We start from the raw sequence: 16,935 nt of genomic DNA on the forward strand, positions 1-16,935 counted from the left end.
ACTATTTCCTCAGGATCGCATCATGAGCGGACCATCCGACTACCAGCCGAGCAATCCGGCCCTGCAATGGATCGAGCGGCGCCTGCCGATCCTCGGCCTCATGCACTCCTCGTTCGTCGCCTATCCTACCCCGCGCAACCTGAACTATTGGTGGACCTTCGGCGCCATCCTCTCCTTCATGCTGGGGATGCAGATCCTGACCGGCGTGATCCTGGCGATGCACTATACGCCGCATGCCGATCTCGCCTTCAAGTCGGTCGAGCTGATCGTCCGTGACGTGAACTACGGCTGGCTGCTGCGCAACATGCACGCGGTCGGCGCCTCCATGTTCTTCGTCGCGGTCTACGTCCATATGTTCCGTGGCCTCTACTACGGGTCGTACAAGGAGCCGCGCGAGGTGTTGTGGATCCTCGGCGTCATCATCTACCTCCTGATGATGGCGACGGGCTTCATGGGTTACGTGTTGCCGTGGGGCCAGATGAGCTTCTGGGGCGCCACCGTCATCACCAATTTGTTCTCCGCCATTCCCTACGTGGGCGAGAGCGTCGTGACGCTGCTCTGGGGCGGCTATTCGGTCGGCAACCCGACGCTGAACCGCTTCTTCTCGCTGCATTACCTGCTGCCGTTCCTGATCGCGGGCGTCGTCGTGCTCCACGTCTGGGCGCTGCACGTCGCCGGCCAGAACAATCCTGACGGCGTCGAGCCGAAGACGGAAAAGGACACGGTTCCGTTCACGCCGCACGCCACCATCAAGGACATGTTCGGCGTCGCCTGCTTCATGCTGCTCTACGCCTGGTTCATCTTCTACATGCCGAACTATCTCGGCGACGCCGACAACTACATTCCGGCGAACCCGGGCGTGACGCCGCCGCACATCGTGCCGGAATGGTATTACCTGCCGTTCTATGCCATCCTGCGCTCGATCCCGAACAAGCTCGCGGGTGTCATCGCGATGTTCGGGGCGATCATCATCCTGTGCTTCCTGCCCTGGCTGGACGCAGCGAAGACGAAGTCGTCGAAGTATCGCCCGCTCGCCAAGCAGTTCTTCTGGATCTTCGTCGTGGTCTGCATCCTGCTCGGCTATCTCGGCGCACAGCCGCCGGAAGGCATCTACGTCGTTGCCGGCCGGGTCCTGACGGTCTGCTACTTCGCCTACTTCCTGATCGTGCTGCCGCTGCTCTCGCGCATCGAGAAGCCGCGGCCGGTGCCGAACTCGATCTCGGATGCGGTGCTGGCCAAGACCGGCAGCAGGTCGACGCCGATGGTCTCGACCGCGATCATGCTGGCGCTCGCCGGTTCGTTGTTCGCGGGCTCCATCGACAGCGCGAAGGCGTCCGAAGGCAGCGACACGCCTCCGGGCAACAAATGGTCGTTCTCGGGCCCTTTCGGTAAGTTCGACCGGGGCGCGCTGCAGCGCGGCCTGAAAGTCTACAAGGAAGTCTGCTCCAGCTGCCACGGCCTGTCCTACATCGCCTTCCGCAACCTCGCCGAAGCAGGCGGACCAGGCTATTCAGTGGCGCAGGCGGCAGCCTTCGCTTCCGAGTACAAGGTCAAGGACGGCCCGAACGATGCGGGTGACATGTTCGAGCGTGCGGGGCGCCCGGCGGATTATTTCCCGTCACCGTTCCCGAACGAGCAGGCCGCGCGTGCGGCGAACGGCGGCGCCGCGCCGCCCGACCTCTCCCTGATCACCAAGGCGCGCTCGTACAAGCGCGGCTTCCCCTGGTTCATCATCGACTTCTTCAGCCAGTATCAGGAGCAGGGCCCGGACTACGTCGCGGCGGTGCTTCAGGGCTACGAAGACAAGGCGCCGGAAGGTGTGACCATCCCGGAGGGTTCCTACTTCAACAAATACTTCCCCGGCCACGCCATCAAGATGCCGAAGCCGCTGAGCGATGGCCAGGTCACCTTCGACGACGGCTCGCCTGCCACAGTGGCGCAATATGCCAAGGACGTCACCACGTTCCTGATGTGGACCGCCGAGCCGCACATGGAAGCGCGCAAGCGCCTCGGATTCCAGGTCTTCGTGTTCCTGATCCTGTTCGCCGGCCTGATGTACTTCACCAAGAAGAAGGTCTGGGCCAGCTCGCACTGAGCGGCGCGAGACGAGATATAAAGAAGCCCCCGCAAGGGGGCTTTTTTGTTGCGCCCGTGTCCCGGACGCGCGAAGCGCGAGCCGGGATCCAGAACGGTCCTGGCTGGGCCCCGGATCAGCAACGCATCACGCCGCACTGGACGATGCCTCGCATCGCCAGGGCGCGCTGCATTGCATCCGGGGCACGAGAGTGTGTTGTTCGGCGCGATTGCCTATCTGCCGCTCACCGGCCAAAATACCGCCAACCGCTCCCCCAAACTCATCGGAGGACACCATGGGAACCGCCATCACCTTCAAGCGCCCGGACGGCAAGGACGCCTCGGGCTATCTCGCCAATGCCGCGCGCGGCAATGCGCCGGGCGTGGTCGTGATCCAGGAATGGTGGGGGCTGTCGGACCAGATCAAGGGCCTGTGCGATCGCTTCGCGCTGGCCGGCTTCGATGCGCTGGCGCCCGATCTCTACAAGGGCAAGGTGGTGCCGTATCACGACACGGACAGCGCCAACAAAGAGATGAACTCGCTCGACTTCATGGATGCCACCACGCAGACGGTGCGCGGCGCCACGCAATTTCTGTCGCGCAATGGCGCCAAGGTCGGGCTGACAGGCTTCTGCCTCGGCGGTGCCGTCACCATCATCGGCGCCACCAAGATCCCGGAGCTCGCGGCCGGCGTCGTGTTCTACGGCATCCCGCCCGAACAGGCGGCCAAGCCCGCCGACGTCAAGATCCCGCTCCAGGCCCACTTCGCCAACAAGGACGATTGGTGCACGCCGGAGCTGGTCAGCGGCTTCGAAAAGGCCATGAAGGCCGCCGGCAGGTCGCTGGAGCTGTTCCGCTATGATGCCGAGCACGCCTTCGTCAACGAGCAGCGCCAGGCCGTGCACGACCGCGAAGCCGCCGAGCTCGCCTGGGGTCGGGCGACGGAGTTTTTCCGGAAGCATCTGGGGTAGATCAGTGACGGACGAATCTGAAGCCGATGCGCGGTCGGAGCGTCAGGGCTTCAAGGTCCCTGAGGGCCATCGAGCAGCCGTTCTTGAGGGGATCCGCGAGGCGGATCGAGGCGAGTTCGCTACCGACGCAGAGATGGCCGCGCTTTGGAAGCGGTGCGGCCTCTAGGCCGTCGCCCGGATGGAGTGCGGCGTAGTCCGGGACCCTCCCATCGTGGCACGAACCCCGGATGCGCTTCGCTCCATCCGGGCTACCTCCTTGACGCCGCCGCCGCGCCATGGTGAGTATCCGCCCATGAGCACCGCCGTCCGCCCAGTCCGTCTTTGGTGGCGCACCTCCTAACGAGGTGGCCGGTGCGATTTTCCTTTCCCAAATCGTCTGAGGTCGCCAACGCAGTGCGGCGGCCTGATCGTTTGTCCTGTGTGGCGTTTCCTCGGCAAGTCTCGTAAGAGGACCCCAAGAGGATCACATGAACAGGACAGTCTTTGCCCTCCCGGCCAAAAGCGACTACGTGACCCGCGCAGGTCTTGCGATCACGCGCGTGGCCGAGCAATTCACGGGCGGCGCCAGCCGGCTCGACGATCTCATCAACCTGCTCGATCGCCGCCGCGGCGTGGTGCTGTCTTCGGGCACCACCGTGCCTGGCCGCTACGAGAGCTTTGACCTCGGCTTCTCAGACCCCCCGCTCAAGCTCGAAACCACGGGGGTCAATTTCAAGCTCGAAGCGCTGAACGGGCGCGGGCAGGTGCTGATCGCCTTCCTCACTGACGTCCTGCGCGAGCCCTGCGTCGTGATCTCCGAGAAGAGCGCGACGCGCCTGGCCGGCCACATCCTCCGCGGCGATGCGCCGGTCGAGGAGGACCAGCGGACGCGGCGCGCCAGCGTGATGTCGCTGGTGCGCGACATCGTCGCCGCCTTCTCCGCCAATGACGATGGGTTGCTCGGCTTGTTCGGCGCCTTCGCCTACGACCTCGTGTTCCAGATCGAGGACCTCGTGCAGAAGCGCCCGCGCGAGAGCGACCAGCGCGACATCGTGCTCTACGTGCCCGATCGCCTGCTGGCCTATGACCGCGCCACCGGCCGCGGCGTCGTGCTGAGCTACGACTTCGCCTGGAACGGCAAATCCACCGCAGGCCTGCCGCGCGAGACCGCTGAGAGCCCTTACCTGAAGACGCCGCGGCAGGGCTTTGCCGACCACGCGCCCGGCGAATATCAGGCGACGGTCGAGACCGCGCGCGCCGCCTTCGCCCGCGGCGATCTGTTCGAGGCTGTGCCAGGGCAGCTGTTCGCCGAGCCTTGCGAGCGCTCGCCGGCTGAAGTCTTCCAGCGCCTCTGCGTCATCAACCCGTCGCCCTACGGCGCGCTGATGAATCTGGGGGAAGGCGAGTTTCTCGTCTCCGCTTCGCCCGAGATGTTCGTGCGTTCGGACGGGCGCCGGGTCGAGACCTGCCCGATCTCCGGCACGATCGCGCGCGGCCTTGATGCGATCGGCGATGCCGAGCAGATCCGCCAGCTCCTGAACTCGGAGAAGGACGAGTTCGAGCTCAACATGTGCACCGACGTCGACCGCAACGACAAGGCGCGCGTCTGCGTTCCCGGCACCATCAAGGTGCTGGCGCGCCGGCAGATCGAGACCTACTCAAAGCTGTTTCACACCGTCGATCACGTCGAGGGCATGCTGCGCCCCGGCTTCGACGCGCTCGATGCCTTCCTCACCCATGCCTGGGCGGTCACCGTAACAGGTGCGCCGAAGCTGTGGGCGATGCAGTTCGTCGAGGATCACGAGCGCTCGCCGCGCCGCTGGTATGCCGGCGCGATCGGTGCGGTGAATTTCGACGGCAGCATCAACACCGGCCTCACCATCCGCACCATCCGCATGAAGGATGGTCTGGCGGAAGTGCGCGTCGGCGCCACCTGCCTGTTCGACTCGGATCCCGCCGCCGAAGACCGCGAATGCCAGGTCAAGGCTGCTGCGCTGTTCCAGGCGCTGCGCGGCGATCCGCCAAAGCCGCTGTCGACTTTCGCGCCGGATGCGACCGGCTCGGGCAAGCAGGTGCTGCTGATCGACCACGACGACAGTTTTGTGCACATGCTCGCCGATTACTTCCGCCAGGTCGGCGCCAGCGTTACCGTGGTCCGCCATGTGCATGCGCTCGACATGCTCAAGCAGAAGAGGTGGGATTTGCTGGTGCTGTCGCCGGGTCCTGGACGCCCTGAGGATTTCGCGATCAAGACGACGATCGACGCGGCGCTCGAGAAGAAGCTGCCGGTGTTCGGCGTCTGCCTCGGCGTGCAGGCGATCGGCGAATATTTCGGCGGCGAGCTCGGCCAGCTCACGCATCCCGCCCACGGCCGGCCCTCGCGGGTGCAGGTGCGCGGCGGGCGGCTGATGCGCAATCTGCCGAACGAGATCGTCATCGGCCGCTATCACTCGCTCTTTGTCGAGCGCGAGAGCATGCCGGAGGTGTTGTCCGTCACCGCAAGCACCGAGGACGGCGTCGCCATGGCGCTGGAGCACAAGACTCTGCCGATCGCCGGCGTGCAATTCCACCCGGAATCGCTGATGTCGCTCGGCAATGAGGTGGGACTACGTATTGTCGAGAATGCGTTCCGGCTGGATGCGCGTGTTGATTGAGAGGAACCAATGACCTTCGACCACGATATAAAGGCGAGCGTCCGCACCATCCCGGACTATCCGAAGCCCGGGATCATGTTTCGCGACATCACGACCCTGCTCGCGGACGCGCGCGCCTTCCGCCGCGCGGTCGACGAACTCGTCAATCCCTGGGCCGGCAACAAGATCGACAAGGTCGCCGGCATGGAGGCGAGGGGCTTCATCATCGGCGGCGCGGTGGCGCACCAGCTGTCGGCCGGCTTCGTGCCGATCCGCAAGAAGGGCAAGCTGCCGCACACCACCGTGCGCATTGCCTATTCGCTCGAATATGGCATCGACGAGATGGAGATGCATGTCGACGCGATTCAGCCCGGCGAACGCGTGATCCTGGTCGATGACCTCATCGCCACCGGCGGCACCGCGGAAGGCGCGGTGAAGCTGCTCCGCCAGATCGGCGCCAACGTCGTCGCCGCCTGCTTCATCATCGACCTGCCCGAGCTCGGCGGCGCCGCCAAGCTGCGCGCTATGGACGTCCCGGTGCGCACGCTGATGACGTTCGAGGGGCACTGAGCCGCGCAGCGGTCAGATCATCTCCGCCTTGAGCTCGGTCCGCCAATGCAGCAGGCGCTCCTTCAGGAGCGCATTCCTGACATAGGCGCTGTCCTCGTCGTCCAGACGCTCGCATTCGGCAAAGGTCAGGCCCGCCTCGCCGTGCGTGGTCCACGCGGCCTGTAGGCTGCGGCAGGTGTGGCTGCCCTGGCGTAGCGAGAACCAGATGCGGTTCTGGATGGTCTCCAGGTTCGGCGCCTGGCCGACCCAGGCCTCGCCCGAGGCCGCGCAGCGCACGACGAAGATGCCGGCGATGGTCTTTCGCTCCTTGTAGGCGGCGATCGCTGCTTTCCGGTTGATGCTCATGGTGACGGGCCTGTTGAGGGACGTTGCTGCGCAAACTCCTAGCGTCAAGACCGTCGCCCGTCAATATTACCCGGATAAAATGTTCAGGACCGCTGCAGGATCAGGCTGAGCTCGAGCTCGCGGAAGGCGAGGTAATTACGCCGGGTCCACTGATGCAGCTCGGTGGATGAATCCTTCTCCTGACGCAGATAGCGGGTGAAGGAGAAGTTCAGCCGGTCGATATAGGTCTTGAGGAAGCCCGGCAGCGCGGGCAGGCGGAGCAACCGGCCGCCGGCCATCGCGGCCGGCAACTCGCCACGCACCACATATTCGTTGTCCACCGTGATCAGGTTCATGCGCGGGATCCGCTCGCGGAGCATCTCGTGGGCGCGAATTGAGACGCGGTCGGTGTCGGCGATGAACAGGATCTGGGGCGCGACGTGGCGGCGCGCGGCCTCCTTCAACAGGCCGATCTCGTCGGTCATCTTGAAGAACTCGTCGAAGGCGTGGAAGCCAAGGTCGATCACCTTGGCAAGCCCGTCGTCGACGATGACGCGGTCCATCAGCTGCATCTTGCCGTAGGTGTCGATCACGTCGGCGGTCTCGGTGACGCCAGGCAGGTAATCGAGCAGCGACGGCTCCTTCAGATTGACGTCGAAGGCCGCGACATTGCCGTTCTTGAGCAGCAGGAATTCGGCGAGCAGCCGCGCCAGCAGGGTCTTGCCGACCTGCGGGCGGGGCGAGCAGATGATGTAGACGGGCGTCACGGGCATTGACAGCTATATCAGGCCAACTCACCGCCCAATCCAGCCGTATCAGCCCTGCTTGCGCAACTATTTTTCGCTGTTGCGGGTCACGGGTTTCGAACCGACGATGTCGGTCAGGCGGATGCGGTCGAACTCGCTCCAGACATTGGCCAGCCAGTGCCGGACATAGCCGCGCAGCACGAACGAATAGTTCGCGGCCTCGTCGCTGATGCCCTTGTTGGCGACGAATTTCAGGAACGGAACGGAGGAGACCTCGACCTGCTCGTAGGCCATTTCGTTGAGCTTGGGGATGGTCAGCTCGGTCGCGTCCTTGATGCGGTGGAAGTAGGAATTATAGGTCGCCTGATCCCACTGGAAGAACTGGGTATCGTTGATGAAGTTCTTCACCAGGAAATATTTCGCGCCGGTCATGAAGCCCGCGGTCTCCGCGATCTCATCGAGCGAGGCGATCGACGGGCCGAGGATGTGGAACACGGCAAAGGTGATCTGGCCGGCTTTGGCGGCGTCGAGGAAACCGATGTCGCGCAAGGAGGCGAGTGCCGGCGACAGCAGGCCGGCGCGGACGTCAATCACGGTCACCGACGGGCTTGTCGCATTGAGCGTATCGAAGATCTTCATCTGATCCGATGTCGTCGTCATGTCGACGATTTCGGTGATGTCGGGGTGGAAACGCTTCAGGGTTCCGCGCGGCGACTCCGTGTCGAAGGCGCGCGTCGGCACGTTGTTGGCTGAGAAATAATCGAGCAAGGTACGCGACACCGTGGTCTTGCCAACCCCGCCCTTGTCCGCGCCCACCACAACCACTGCCGGCTTTGCCATTGCTGTCCCCTAACGCGCGCCCCCGATCGCGAGGTCGCAATCGGCCGGGCCCCAAATCGATGTCCCAAGGATGGTCCCAAGGATTGTCCCGAGTCTGCTGTTGGGCGCGAACATGGCAGAAACAAGGGAGAATTCAATTCCTCGGCATGTCGATACGGCAATTCCCGAAGTTTTTCCCGATCGCGGCGAAACTGCCGCGCATGGCGGCACATCGCGCGCTCAATGACGGCCCCAAGGGCCTATGGAATCGCCCATGGGATTGCCGACCGGATTGCCCATCGGGTTGCTGTTCGTGGTTCCGGAGGGGCCGGGCGCAGGCACGGGCGGCGGAGTGGCTGCGCCGTTGGCATCGTCCCAGGGGCCATGACGCAGCGGCGGTGGGGCATCCTGCTGGACGGCCGGTGCCTCGGGCTCGTCCGTTTCCTCGCTCGGCAGCAGCGGGCCCGGATCGTGGCCGCCGGCAAACTTGACCAGCGCATCGACCCTGGATTGCACTGAGGGGTGGGTTGCGAACAGGTCGGCAAAGCCCTCGCGGGGATTGTCGACGCAGAGCTCCATCACGGCCGAGGTTGCGCCCGGCAGCTCGCCGCGGTTCTCGATCTTGCGCAGCGCCGAGATCATCGCATCGGGATCTTTCGTCAGCTCGACCGAGCCCGCGTCGGCCAGATATTCGCGCGAGCGGGACAGCGCGAGCTTGACCACCTGGGACAGCAGCCAGGCCAGCACGATCAGCACGATCGCGATGATGATGACGATGATCGCGCCGCCGCCGGAGCTCTTGCTGTCGCTCGACGATGAGGACGACCGCGACGAGGAGGAGCCCGAGGACCATGAGCCGCCGGAGCCGGAGCTCCAATTGAAATTCGTGAACAGGCGGAAGAACATTTCGCCGAAGAAGCCGACCACGCCGGCGATGATGACGGCGACCACCATCAGCTGCACGTCGCCGTTCTTGATATGGGTCAGCTCGTGGCCCAGCACGGCCTCGATCTCTTTGTCATCAAGCGCATCGAGGAGACCCGTGGTGACGGTGATGGAATATTGCCTGGGATTGAGGCCGGTCGCGAACGCGTTCAGCGCCGGGCTCTCCATGATCTTCAGCTTCGGCATGGTGATGCCACGCGAGATGCAGAGGTTTTCGAGCAGGTTGTAGAGCCGCGGCTGCTCCTGCCGGGTGACGTCATGGCCGCCGGTCACGGCATCGATCATCGACTGGTGGAAGAAATAGGCGATCACGATCCAGGCCAGAGCTGCGATCGTCGCGACGGGCGCGGCTCTGAGCAGGTCGGCGAAGGCGCGGCTCAGATAGTAGGCGACGGTGCCATTGCCGTTGATGACGACCTCGGCGACCAGCGCGCCGGCATAGACCAGCACGTAGACCAGCATGAACAGGCCGCCGAGCAATAGCATCGAACGAAACTTGTTCGAGGCGATATGCGTGTAGAGACCATACGCGGCCATGACGCGGGTGCCCTGCGGCCTATCGGCTCAACTCAGAATTTCACCTGCGGCGTCGCCTCGACCTCGGTGCGGCTGGCGCCGAGATCGAAGAAGTCCTTCCTGGTGAAGCCGAACATGCCCGCAAACAGCGCCGCGGGCAGTTGCTGGATGCCGGTGTTGTATTCCTGGACCGCGTTGTTGAAGAAGCGGCGGCTCGCCGCGATCTTGTTCTCGAGGTCGGAGAGCTCGGATGCGAGTTGCTGGAAATTGGCATTGGCCTTGAGGTCCGGATAGGCCTCCGACAGCGCGATCAGCCGGCCGAGCGCGCCCGAGAGCTGGTTCTCGGCCGCGGACACCTGCGCCGGTCCCTGCGCCGACATCGCCGAATTGCGCGCCTTGATGACGTCGTCGAGCGTGCCGCGCTCATGCGAGGCATAGCCCTTCACCGTCTCGACCAGGTTCGGGATCAGATCGTGGCGCTGCTTGAGCTGCACGTCGATATCGGCAAAGGCCTGACCGACGCGCTGGCTCAGCGCCACCAGGCGGTTGTAGGCGCTGAACGCCAGGATTGCGAGGACGACGATGACGCCGAGGACGATCCAGCCGGTCGACATGGAGAACTCCTGAAGGGGGAAGAAGGCGGGCGCTAGGGTAAACCAAATTGGCGCGAAACGAGAGCCCGTCGCGGAGGGGAGGTAAGACTTGGTCGAATGGGGAGCCGCCCGCGTTCAAGGCAAAACGCCGGACGAGGTTAACTTTCGGCAATGACGGCATCGCCCCAGCGCCAACGCCGGGCACTTGCATAGGCGGCCTTGTCGCGCCGGGGGACCTTCGTCAGCGCGACATCTTGCTCCATGCAGAGCTTCGCCGTGATCTCGGCCTTGCCGACATTCGGCGGCGCCAGCACGCGGGCGGCGCGGCTTTCGGGTGGCGTGCGGGTCAAGGCGACGTAGATGAAGCGCTCGTCCTCGAACGGCACCTCGGCGCCCTTGATCTGGCGGTGCGCCTGCGAGCGCGGCAGGCGTTGGGAGAAATGGCACCAGTCGGGCGCGATGAGCGGGCAGGGCTTTTCGTGCGGGCACGGTGCGGCGACATAGGCGCCCTGTGCGATCAGGTGCTGGCGCAGCGCGAGGATGCGGGCGTAGCCGGCGGGCGTGCCGGGCTCGATCACGAGCAGCGCGTGGCGCGCTTTGGCCCACATCGCCTCGCTGAGGCCGCGCTGGTCGCTCTCGCCGAGCTCGCCGATGATGTAGCTCGCGATGACGAGGTCGGCTTGCGCGACCTCGGCCAGATTGCCGCCGGCATCGCCCGGCAGATAGCGGCACCCCGCCAATCGCGTGCTGTCGCGCGCCAGCTCGAGCGCGAGCCGGCTCAGCGTGGCGTTGGCGTCGAGCAGTGTGAAATCCTGCAACGACGGGAATGCTTCCGCGGCGGCCCAGCTCGCGGTGCCCGGGCCTGCGCCGACGTCGAGCAGTGTCTCCGGGGCGAGGCTTGGCGCGATCTCGGTCAGCGCATTGAGGCTGGCCGCCACCGCCGCGTAGGTTGCCGGCATGCGCGCGAGCGCGTAGGCGAGGGCATCAGCCTCTGACTTGATCGTGCCGGAGCCGCCGCCGGTGCGATAGCTGGTCGAGATCTTCTGCGACCGCTGTGCCGCGTCGGTGCGGGAGAAGCCCTGTAGCTTGGCGTCGAGGGCGGCCTTCAGTTCGGCGGGGAGGGTGGGCGAGATCATATCCGCCCACCCTCATTCCTGGGCCAGCGGTGTCACGCCACGTTCTGGTCAAGAATGTCCACGGCCTCGGCCAGGCTCACCGACACCAGTTGGGAGACGCCGCGCTCGGCCATGGTGACGCCGAACAGACGGTTCATCCGCGCCATCGTGATCGGGTTGTGCGTGATGATGATGAAGCGCGTGTCGGTCGACCCGGTCATCTCGTGCAAGAGGTTGCAGTAGCGTTCGACGTTGTGGTCGTCGAGCGGCGCGTCGACTTCGTCCAGCACGCAGATCGGCGAGGGGTTGGTCAAGAACACCGCGAAGATCAGCGCCATCGCGGTCAGCGCCTGCTCGCCGCCCGACAGCAGCGACAGCGTCTGCGGCTTCTTGCCCGGCGGCTTTGCGATGATCTCGAGGCCGGCTTCCAGCGGGTCGTCGCTCTCGATCAGATGCAGCGCGGCCTCGCCGCCGCCGAACAGCTCGACGAACAGGCGCTTGAAGTGGTTGTTGACGACCTCGAACGAGGTCAGGAGCCGCTCGCGCGCCTCCTTGTTGAGGCTCTGGATGCCCTGGCGCAGCCGCTTGATGGCTTCGACCAGATCGTCGCGCTCGGTGACGAGGCCATTGTGCTGGGTCTCGACCTCGCGCAGCTCTTCCTCGGCGCGCAAATTGACGGCGCCGAGGCGCTCGCGGTCGCGGCGCATCTTTTCGAGATCTTCCTCGATGTCATGCAGCGGCGGCAGCTCCGCACCGGGCTCGAGCTCGGCGAGGCCGGCGACGGCCTGTGGCTCGACCTCGAGCATGTCGCGGATCTCGCGCTCGATGTCCTCGAGCCGGCGCCGCGCGCCTTCCATGCGCTCCTCGGCGCGGGCGGTCGCCTCGCGCGAGCTGGAAAGCGCTTCGAGCGTCAGCTTGGCGACGCGATCGGTCTCCGCCATCGCTGTCTCCGCGGTGGCGAGCGCGTCGGCGGCCATGCGGCGGTCGTTCTCGGCGTATTCGATCTCGGTGATCAGCGCGCTGCGCTTCTCGGCGAACACTTGCGGCGCGTTTTCGAGCTCGCTGCGCTCGATCGTGAGCTCGGCGATACGCGCCTGGATGGTGTCGATGTGGGAGGCCGCGCTCTCCTTGCGGTTCTGCCACTCGGTGCGCTCGGCCAGGATCGCCTGCACGCGGCGGTCGGCGAGCTCGGCCTCGCGCGCCAGCGCCTGCGCCTCGGCGCGGACCTGAGCGGCCATGCGGCGGTGGCCTTCGATGTCGCTGCGGACGGCGGCGAGACGCGTCTCGGTGTCCTCGCTCGATGGCAGCTCGCTGATGCCGGCCTCGGCATATTCATAGGCAGCTTCGGCCTCGGCGCGGTCGGCGGCGAGGCGGCTGTGCGCCTCCGATAGCGTCGCCTTGCGCGCGGCGTGGCGGCTGATCTCGCGCTCGGCATTGGCATGGCGCTCACGCGCGACGTTCAGCTCACGCTGCGCAGCGCGCCACGCTTCGCGGCTGGCGCCTTCGGTGCTGGCCGCCATCTGCAGCTCGGACTCGGCGTTCTCCAGCGCCTGGCGCTTGATCTGCGCGTCGATACGGGCCTGCTCCAGCTCGTTCTCGATGTCGACGAGGCGGGCGCGCTCGGCAAGGCGCCGCGCGGCCCCGGTCGGGGCATGAGCGGCCGCGACAAAGCCGTCCCAGCGCCAGACGTCGCCCTCGGGCGAGACCAGCCGCTGGCCGGTCTTGAGCTGCGAGACGAGCTCAGCGCCGCGCTCGCGCGGCACCACGCCGATCTGGGCCAAGCGGCGGGCCAGTTCGGCCGGCGCCTGCACGTGATTGGCGAGCGGGGTGACGCCCTCGGGCAGCTCCGGATCGCCGTCGGTGACGCCCGCATTGGTCCAGCGCATCGGCGCCGACGGATCGACCGGCGCATCGAGATCATCGCCGAGTGCGGCGCCGATGGCCTTTTCGAAGCCCTTATCGACGGTGATGCCGTCGATGATCGGCGGCCACAGATTCTTGGTCTCGCCGTTGACGATCTTGGAGATCGTGCGCGCCTCGGTCTCAAGCCGCTGCACGCGCTTGTCGGCTTCGACGAGCGGCGAGCGCGAGGATTCCAGCGTCTGGCGCGCCGCGACATGGGCGGCTTCGCTGGCCTGCGCAGCGGCTTCCGAAGCGGCAAGCGTCTGCTCCGCGCTCTCGACCGTCGCGGTCAGCTCGTCGAGATCGCCGAAACCGCCGGTCTCGGCGGCAAGCTTCTGCTCTTCGGCGGTGACGTTCGCGATCTGCTGGTCGAGCCGGGCGAGCTTGTCGCGGTGGGTGCGGACGTTGGCTTCGAGCTGATTGCGCTTGGCGGTGAGGTCGGCCAGCGCAGTGGTGAGCTCGGCGAATTGCTGCTCGGTTTCGGTCAGCACCGCTTCGGCTTCGCCGACACGCTCGTCGACGCCGGAACGCTTCTCGACGCGCGACTTGATCTCTTCCTTCAGCTCGGCATCTTCGGTGTCGAGCCGCTGCAGCGCGACGTCAGCATCCATGGTCTGCTGCTGGGCGCGCGAGATGTCGCCCTCGAACTGGGCAAGGCGGCGTTCGAGCTCGGCAACGCGCTCCTTGGCGCGCTCTTCCTCGCGGTCGAGCAACTCGCGGGCATTGGTCAGGCGCTGGAGCCCGGCAGCAGCGCGTGCTTCGGCATCGCGCAGCGCCGGCATTTCGGCGGCGCGGATCGCCTGGATGCGGGCGGCCTCGGCTTGGTGCTGTGTGCGTTCGGCCATCTCGCGGACGGCGAGATCGTGGGTCTGGCCGGATTCGTTGACGTCGGCATGCGCGCCGATCCAGCGCAGGTGGAACAGGGTCGCCTCGGCCTTGCGGACCTTGGCGGCGACCTCGCGATAGCGCACGGCCTGGCGGGCCTGCTTCTTCAGGCCTTCCATCTGCCCTGCGAGCTGGCCGATCACGTCCTCGACGCGGGTGAGGTTGGTTTCGGCCGCCTTCAGCCGCAGCTCGGCTTCATGGCGGCGTGCGTGCAGGCCGGCGACGCCGGCAGCGTCTTCCAGCACGCGGCGGCGCTGCTCGGGCTTGGCCTGGATGATCTCGCCGATCTTGCCTTGGTGGACGAGGGCCGGCGAGCGCGCGCCGGTGGCAGCATCCGCGAACAGGATCTGCACGTCGCGGGCGCGCACGTCGCGGCCGTTGATGCGGTACACCGAGCCCGCCTCGCGCTCGATGCGGCGGGAGATTTCGAGCAGCTGGCTGTCGTTCATCGCCGCCGGCGCGGTGCGATCGGCATTGTCGATCGTCATCGTCACTTCGGCGTGGTTGCGCGCGGGACGGTTGCCGGAGCCGGCGAAGATCACCGCATCCATGTCGGCGGCACGCAGCGACTTGTAGGAGGTCTCGCCCATCGCCCAGCGCAGCGCCTCGACGAGATTCGACTTGCCGCAGCCGTTGGGGCCGACCACGCCGGTCAGGCCGGGCTCGATGACGAAGTCCGTGGGCTCAACGAAGGACTTGAAGCCGTGAAGGCGCAGGCGGGTGATTTTCATAAACACGCATCTCTTTTGGCAGGCGCGAATCCCCCTGCCGGGACAATACCATGGAAGGCATTGTCGCTATCCGGGCGAGTCGCGCGAGGCGCCTCATGCGGCTGGACAATGGCCGCGGTGCGCCGCGAGGGCAACCGGCGAAAGCCGCTTTTCCCAAGGGATTTATGCCGGGAAAGATACGGCTTTCGAGATGCGAATCAGGATCTTGACGAGCGAATCAGCTCTTCAGCAGCGGATTGATCTTCTTGGCGAAATCCTCGAACGAGGTCTCGCCCTTGATCTTCTCGCCGTTGATGAAGAAGGTCGGCGTCGAATCCACCTTCAACACGTCGCTGGCATATTTCTGGTCGGCGGCGATCTTGTCGAGCAGCGCCTGGTCCTTCAGGCAGGCCTCGACCTGCTGCTGGGTGAGGCCGGCCTGCTTGCCGATCCGCGTCAGGGTCTCGGTGGTGTTCTTCATGACCCAGTCGTTCTGCTGGCGGAACAGCATGTCGGTGACCGCGAAGTATTTCGGCGCGTCGTCCTTGGCGATGCAGCGCGACAGCATCGAGCCGGCGGCGGCTTTGATATCGAGCGGGAACTCACGGAAGATGTAACGCACCTTGCCGGTGTCGATGTATTCTTTCTTGATCTTGGGGAACACCTGCTCGTTGAAGGCGGCGCAGTGCGGGCAGGTCATTGAGGCGTATTCGGTAATGGTGACGGCGGCATCCTTCGGGCCGAGCGCCATGTCCGGCAGTGACACGGGCTTCGCCACATCGCCAGCCGACTGTGCCATTGCTTCGGAGACGAAGCGCAGCGGCGAGAACCCGGCGACCGCGGCAAGCCCGGTCAGCGACAGCATCGTGGTGAAGGCGCGGCGGGTGATGATCAAGGTCGGCTCCCGAATTGCGAAAATCTCAGCCCCAGGGGGCGATCAAGTTCCCGCCCGGGCGGCCCTGTCGCTAGCTTGAAACGTCGATTGAGGCAATGGCACGCGGCCGGGACAGGTCCAGATTGCCCGTTGAATGAGGCTCAATTTCGCTTGATGGCCGCCCCGAGCCGGGCCAGCGCCGTCTTCAGTTGTTCATCTTCGATATCGCCGAGGCTCTCCGCCACCTTGGCGACGCTCTTGGGATCTGGCGGGCCGGGCCGCTTGCGGGCCTGGGGCCGGGACAGAGGCGCCTGGCGGAAGGCCAGCTTGCCGACCGCGCTCCAGCCGAAGAAGCGGTTGACCCGCTCCAGGATCACATCGGCGGAATGCTGGATCTCCAGCGCCATCGGCCCCTCGACCCGCAGCACCAGCGTCGCCGGCTCCTGCGGCTGGCCCTCCACCGGCCGCGGCCATTGCATCTTCAAGGGCTCGGCATGAGCTGCGATCTCCGGCCCGGCAATCTGCGCCCACCGCGTCACCAGCTCGCGCGCCGCGAACCCCTGCTTGGCATAGGCCTCGGCAAAGACGTCATTGAGCAGGATCCCGAGCGGCTTGGCGCTGATGGGGCCGGGCTTGGGAGGGAATTTGGACATGGGCCGGAACTACGCTGCCGCGCGGGGCCGGATGGCCTTGAGGTCGCGATCGATCTCGCGCCGTCGCTGCATCAGATCATAGTCCATCTGCAGCCCCAGGAAAAAGCCTTCCGACAGACCAAAATAGCGGGCGAGCCGCAAATCGGTGTCGGCGGTGATGTCGCGTTTGCCGAGAACGATCTCGTTGATGCGCCGCGGCGGCACCCGAACGGCGCGCGCCAGCGCGTTCTGGCTGAGATCCATCGGCTCCAAAAACTCCTTCAGGAGGATCTCGCCCGGATGAGGATTGCGGAGGAGCCCGTTCCTAGTCGTGGTAGTCGACGATTTCGACATCTCTTGGTCCTCCGTCGTCCCAAACAAAGCAGATGCGCCACTGATCGTTGATCCGGATCGAGTGCTGACCCTGGCGGTCCGCCTTCAGGGATTCGAGCCGGTTGCCCGGCGGAACCCTGAGATCGGCCAACACCCGCGCTTGATTCAACAAACGCAGCTTCCGCAAGGCTGCATTTTGAATGTCGGGCGGCAGTTTCCTGCTTCGCCGCCCGGACCAGATCAACTCTGTCTCGGAGTTGGCGAAGCTCTGGATCATGCTTGTGTATAACGCAAGGCGTTATAGCCCACAACGGT

Annotated in this window: 15 protein-coding genes; 4 read left to right on the plus strand and 11 right to left on the minus strand. The window is 65.5% G+C overall.

All coding sequences use genetic code 11. The features are described from left to right. Positions 1-22 precede the first annotated feature (22 nt). The 4 genes from fbcH (at position 23) to IVA79_RS28430 (ending at position 6,226) form a co-directional block, all read left to right on the plus strand. On the plus strand, positions 23-2,095 hold the full coding sequence (fbcH, locus tag IVA79_RS28415) for a cytochrome b/c1 (protein ID WP_247559256.1): 2,073 nt from the start codon (positions 23-25) through the stop codon (positions 2,093-2,095). A 274-nt stretch (positions 2,096-2,369) separates the two neighbouring features. Beyond that, positions 2,370-3,044 (plus strand): dienelactone hydrolase family protein, encoded by a 675-nt coding sequence (locus tag IVA79_RS28420; RefSeq protein WP_247559257.1) that lies wholly within the window; start codon positions 2,370-2,372, stop codon positions 3,042-3,044. A gap of 467 nt (positions 3,045-3,511) precedes the next feature. Beyond that, positions 3,512-5,677 (plus strand): anthranilate synthase component I, encoded by a 2,166-nt coding sequence (locus IVA79_RS28425; protein WP_247559259.1) that lies wholly within the window; start codon positions 3,512-3,514, stop codon positions 5,675-5,677. A 9-nt stretch (positions 5,678-5,686) separates the two neighbouring features. Next, entirely contained in the window at positions 5,687-6,226 is a 540-nt protein-coding gene (locus IVA79_RS28430) for an adenine phosphoribosyltransferase (RefSeq protein WP_018323310.1), read from the plus strand. A gap of 12 nt (positions 6,227-6,238) precedes the next feature. Here IVA79_RS28430 and IVA79_RS28435 read toward each other — a convergent pair whose 3' ends face one another. The 11 genes from IVA79_RS28435 to IVA79_RS28485 all read right to left on the minus strand — a co-directional run bounded on the left by IVA79_RS28435 (position 6,239) and on the right by IVA79_RS28485 (position 16,897). After that, the gene (locus IVA79_RS28435; protein WP_247559260.1) at positions 6,239-6,571 is read right to left on the minus strand and encodes a GIY-YIG nuclease family protein; all 333 of its coding nucleotides are present in this window, start codon (positions 6,569-6,571) and stop codon (positions 6,239-6,241) included. An 83-nt stretch (positions 6,572-6,654) separates the two neighbouring features. Beyond that, a complete protein-coding gene (locus IVA79_RS28440) occupies positions 6,655-7,323 on the minus strand; it encodes a hypothetical protein (protein WP_247559261.1) in 669 nt (222 codons plus the stop codon). A 60-nt stretch (positions 7,324-7,383) separates the two neighbouring features. Continuing rightward, on the minus strand, positions 7,384-8,136 hold the full coding sequence (locus tag IVA79_RS28445; protein ID WP_247559262.1) for a hypothetical protein: 753 nt from the start codon (positions 8,134-8,136) through the stop codon (positions 7,384-7,386). Between the two features lie 219 nt (positions 8,137-8,355). Next, positions 8,356-9,597 carry a M48 family metallopeptidase gene (locus IVA79_RS28450; RefSeq protein WP_247559263.1) on the minus strand — a complete coding sequence of 414 codons (1,242 nt, stop codon included), beginning with the start codon at positions 9,595-9,597 and terminating at the stop codon, positions 8,356-8,358. A 32-nt stretch (positions 9,598-9,629) separates the two neighbouring features. Beyond that, positions 9,630-10,190, minus strand: coding sequence for a LemA family protein (locus IVA79_RS28455; RefSeq protein ID WP_247559264.1), 561 nt, complete (start codon positions 10,188-10,190; stop codon positions 9,630-9,632). 137 nt (positions 10,191-10,327) lie between these two features. Continuing rightward, complete coding sequence (locus IVA79_RS28460; protein WP_247559265.1) at positions 10,328-11,305, minus strand: small ribosomal subunit Rsm22 family protein; 978 nt, start codon at positions 11,303-11,305, stop codon at positions 10,328-10,330. Between the two features lie 32 nt (positions 11,306-11,337). Further along, a complete protein-coding gene (gene smc, locus IVA79_RS28465) occupies positions 11,338-14,802 on the minus strand; it encodes a chromosome segregation protein SMC (protein WP_247559266.1) in 3,465 nt (1,154 codons plus the stop codon). Positions 14,803-15,019: 217 nt separating this feature from the next. Then, positions 15,020-15,676, minus strand: a complete 657-nt coding sequence (locus IVA79_RS28470) for a DsbA family protein (RefSeq protein ID WP_247559267.1) — start codon at positions 15,674-15,676, stop codon at positions 15,020-15,022. Positions 15,677-15,816: 140 nt separating this feature from the next. After that, positions 15,817-16,308: a DciA family protein gene (locus tag IVA79_RS28475; protein WP_247559268.1), complete on the minus strand. Its 492-nt coding sequence runs from the start codon at positions 16,306-16,308 to the stop codon at positions 15,817-15,819. A 9-nt stretch (positions 16,309-16,317) separates the two neighbouring features. Further along, positions 16,318-16,641 (minus strand): HigA family addiction module antitoxin, encoded by a 324-nt coding sequence (locus IVA79_RS28480; RefSeq protein ID WP_247559269.1) that lies wholly within the window; start codon positions 16,639-16,641, stop codon positions 16,318-16,320. Next, positions 16,613-16,897 carry a type II toxin-antitoxin system RelE/ParE family toxin gene (locus tag IVA79_RS28485; protein ID WP_247559270.1) on the minus strand — a complete coding sequence of 95 codons (285 nt, stop codon included), beginning with the start codon at positions 16,895-16,897 and terminating at the stop codon, positions 16,613-16,615. The genes IVA79_RS28480 and IVA79_RS28485 overlap by 29 nt, the downstream gene beginning before the upstream one ends. Positions 16,898-16,935: the final 38 nt, after the last annotated feature.

Source organism: Bradyrhizobium sp. 138 (assembly GCF_023074075.1).
Taxonomy (GTDB): Bacteria; Pseudomonadota; Alphaproteobacteria; order Rhizobiales; family Xanthobacteraceae; genus Bradyrhizobium.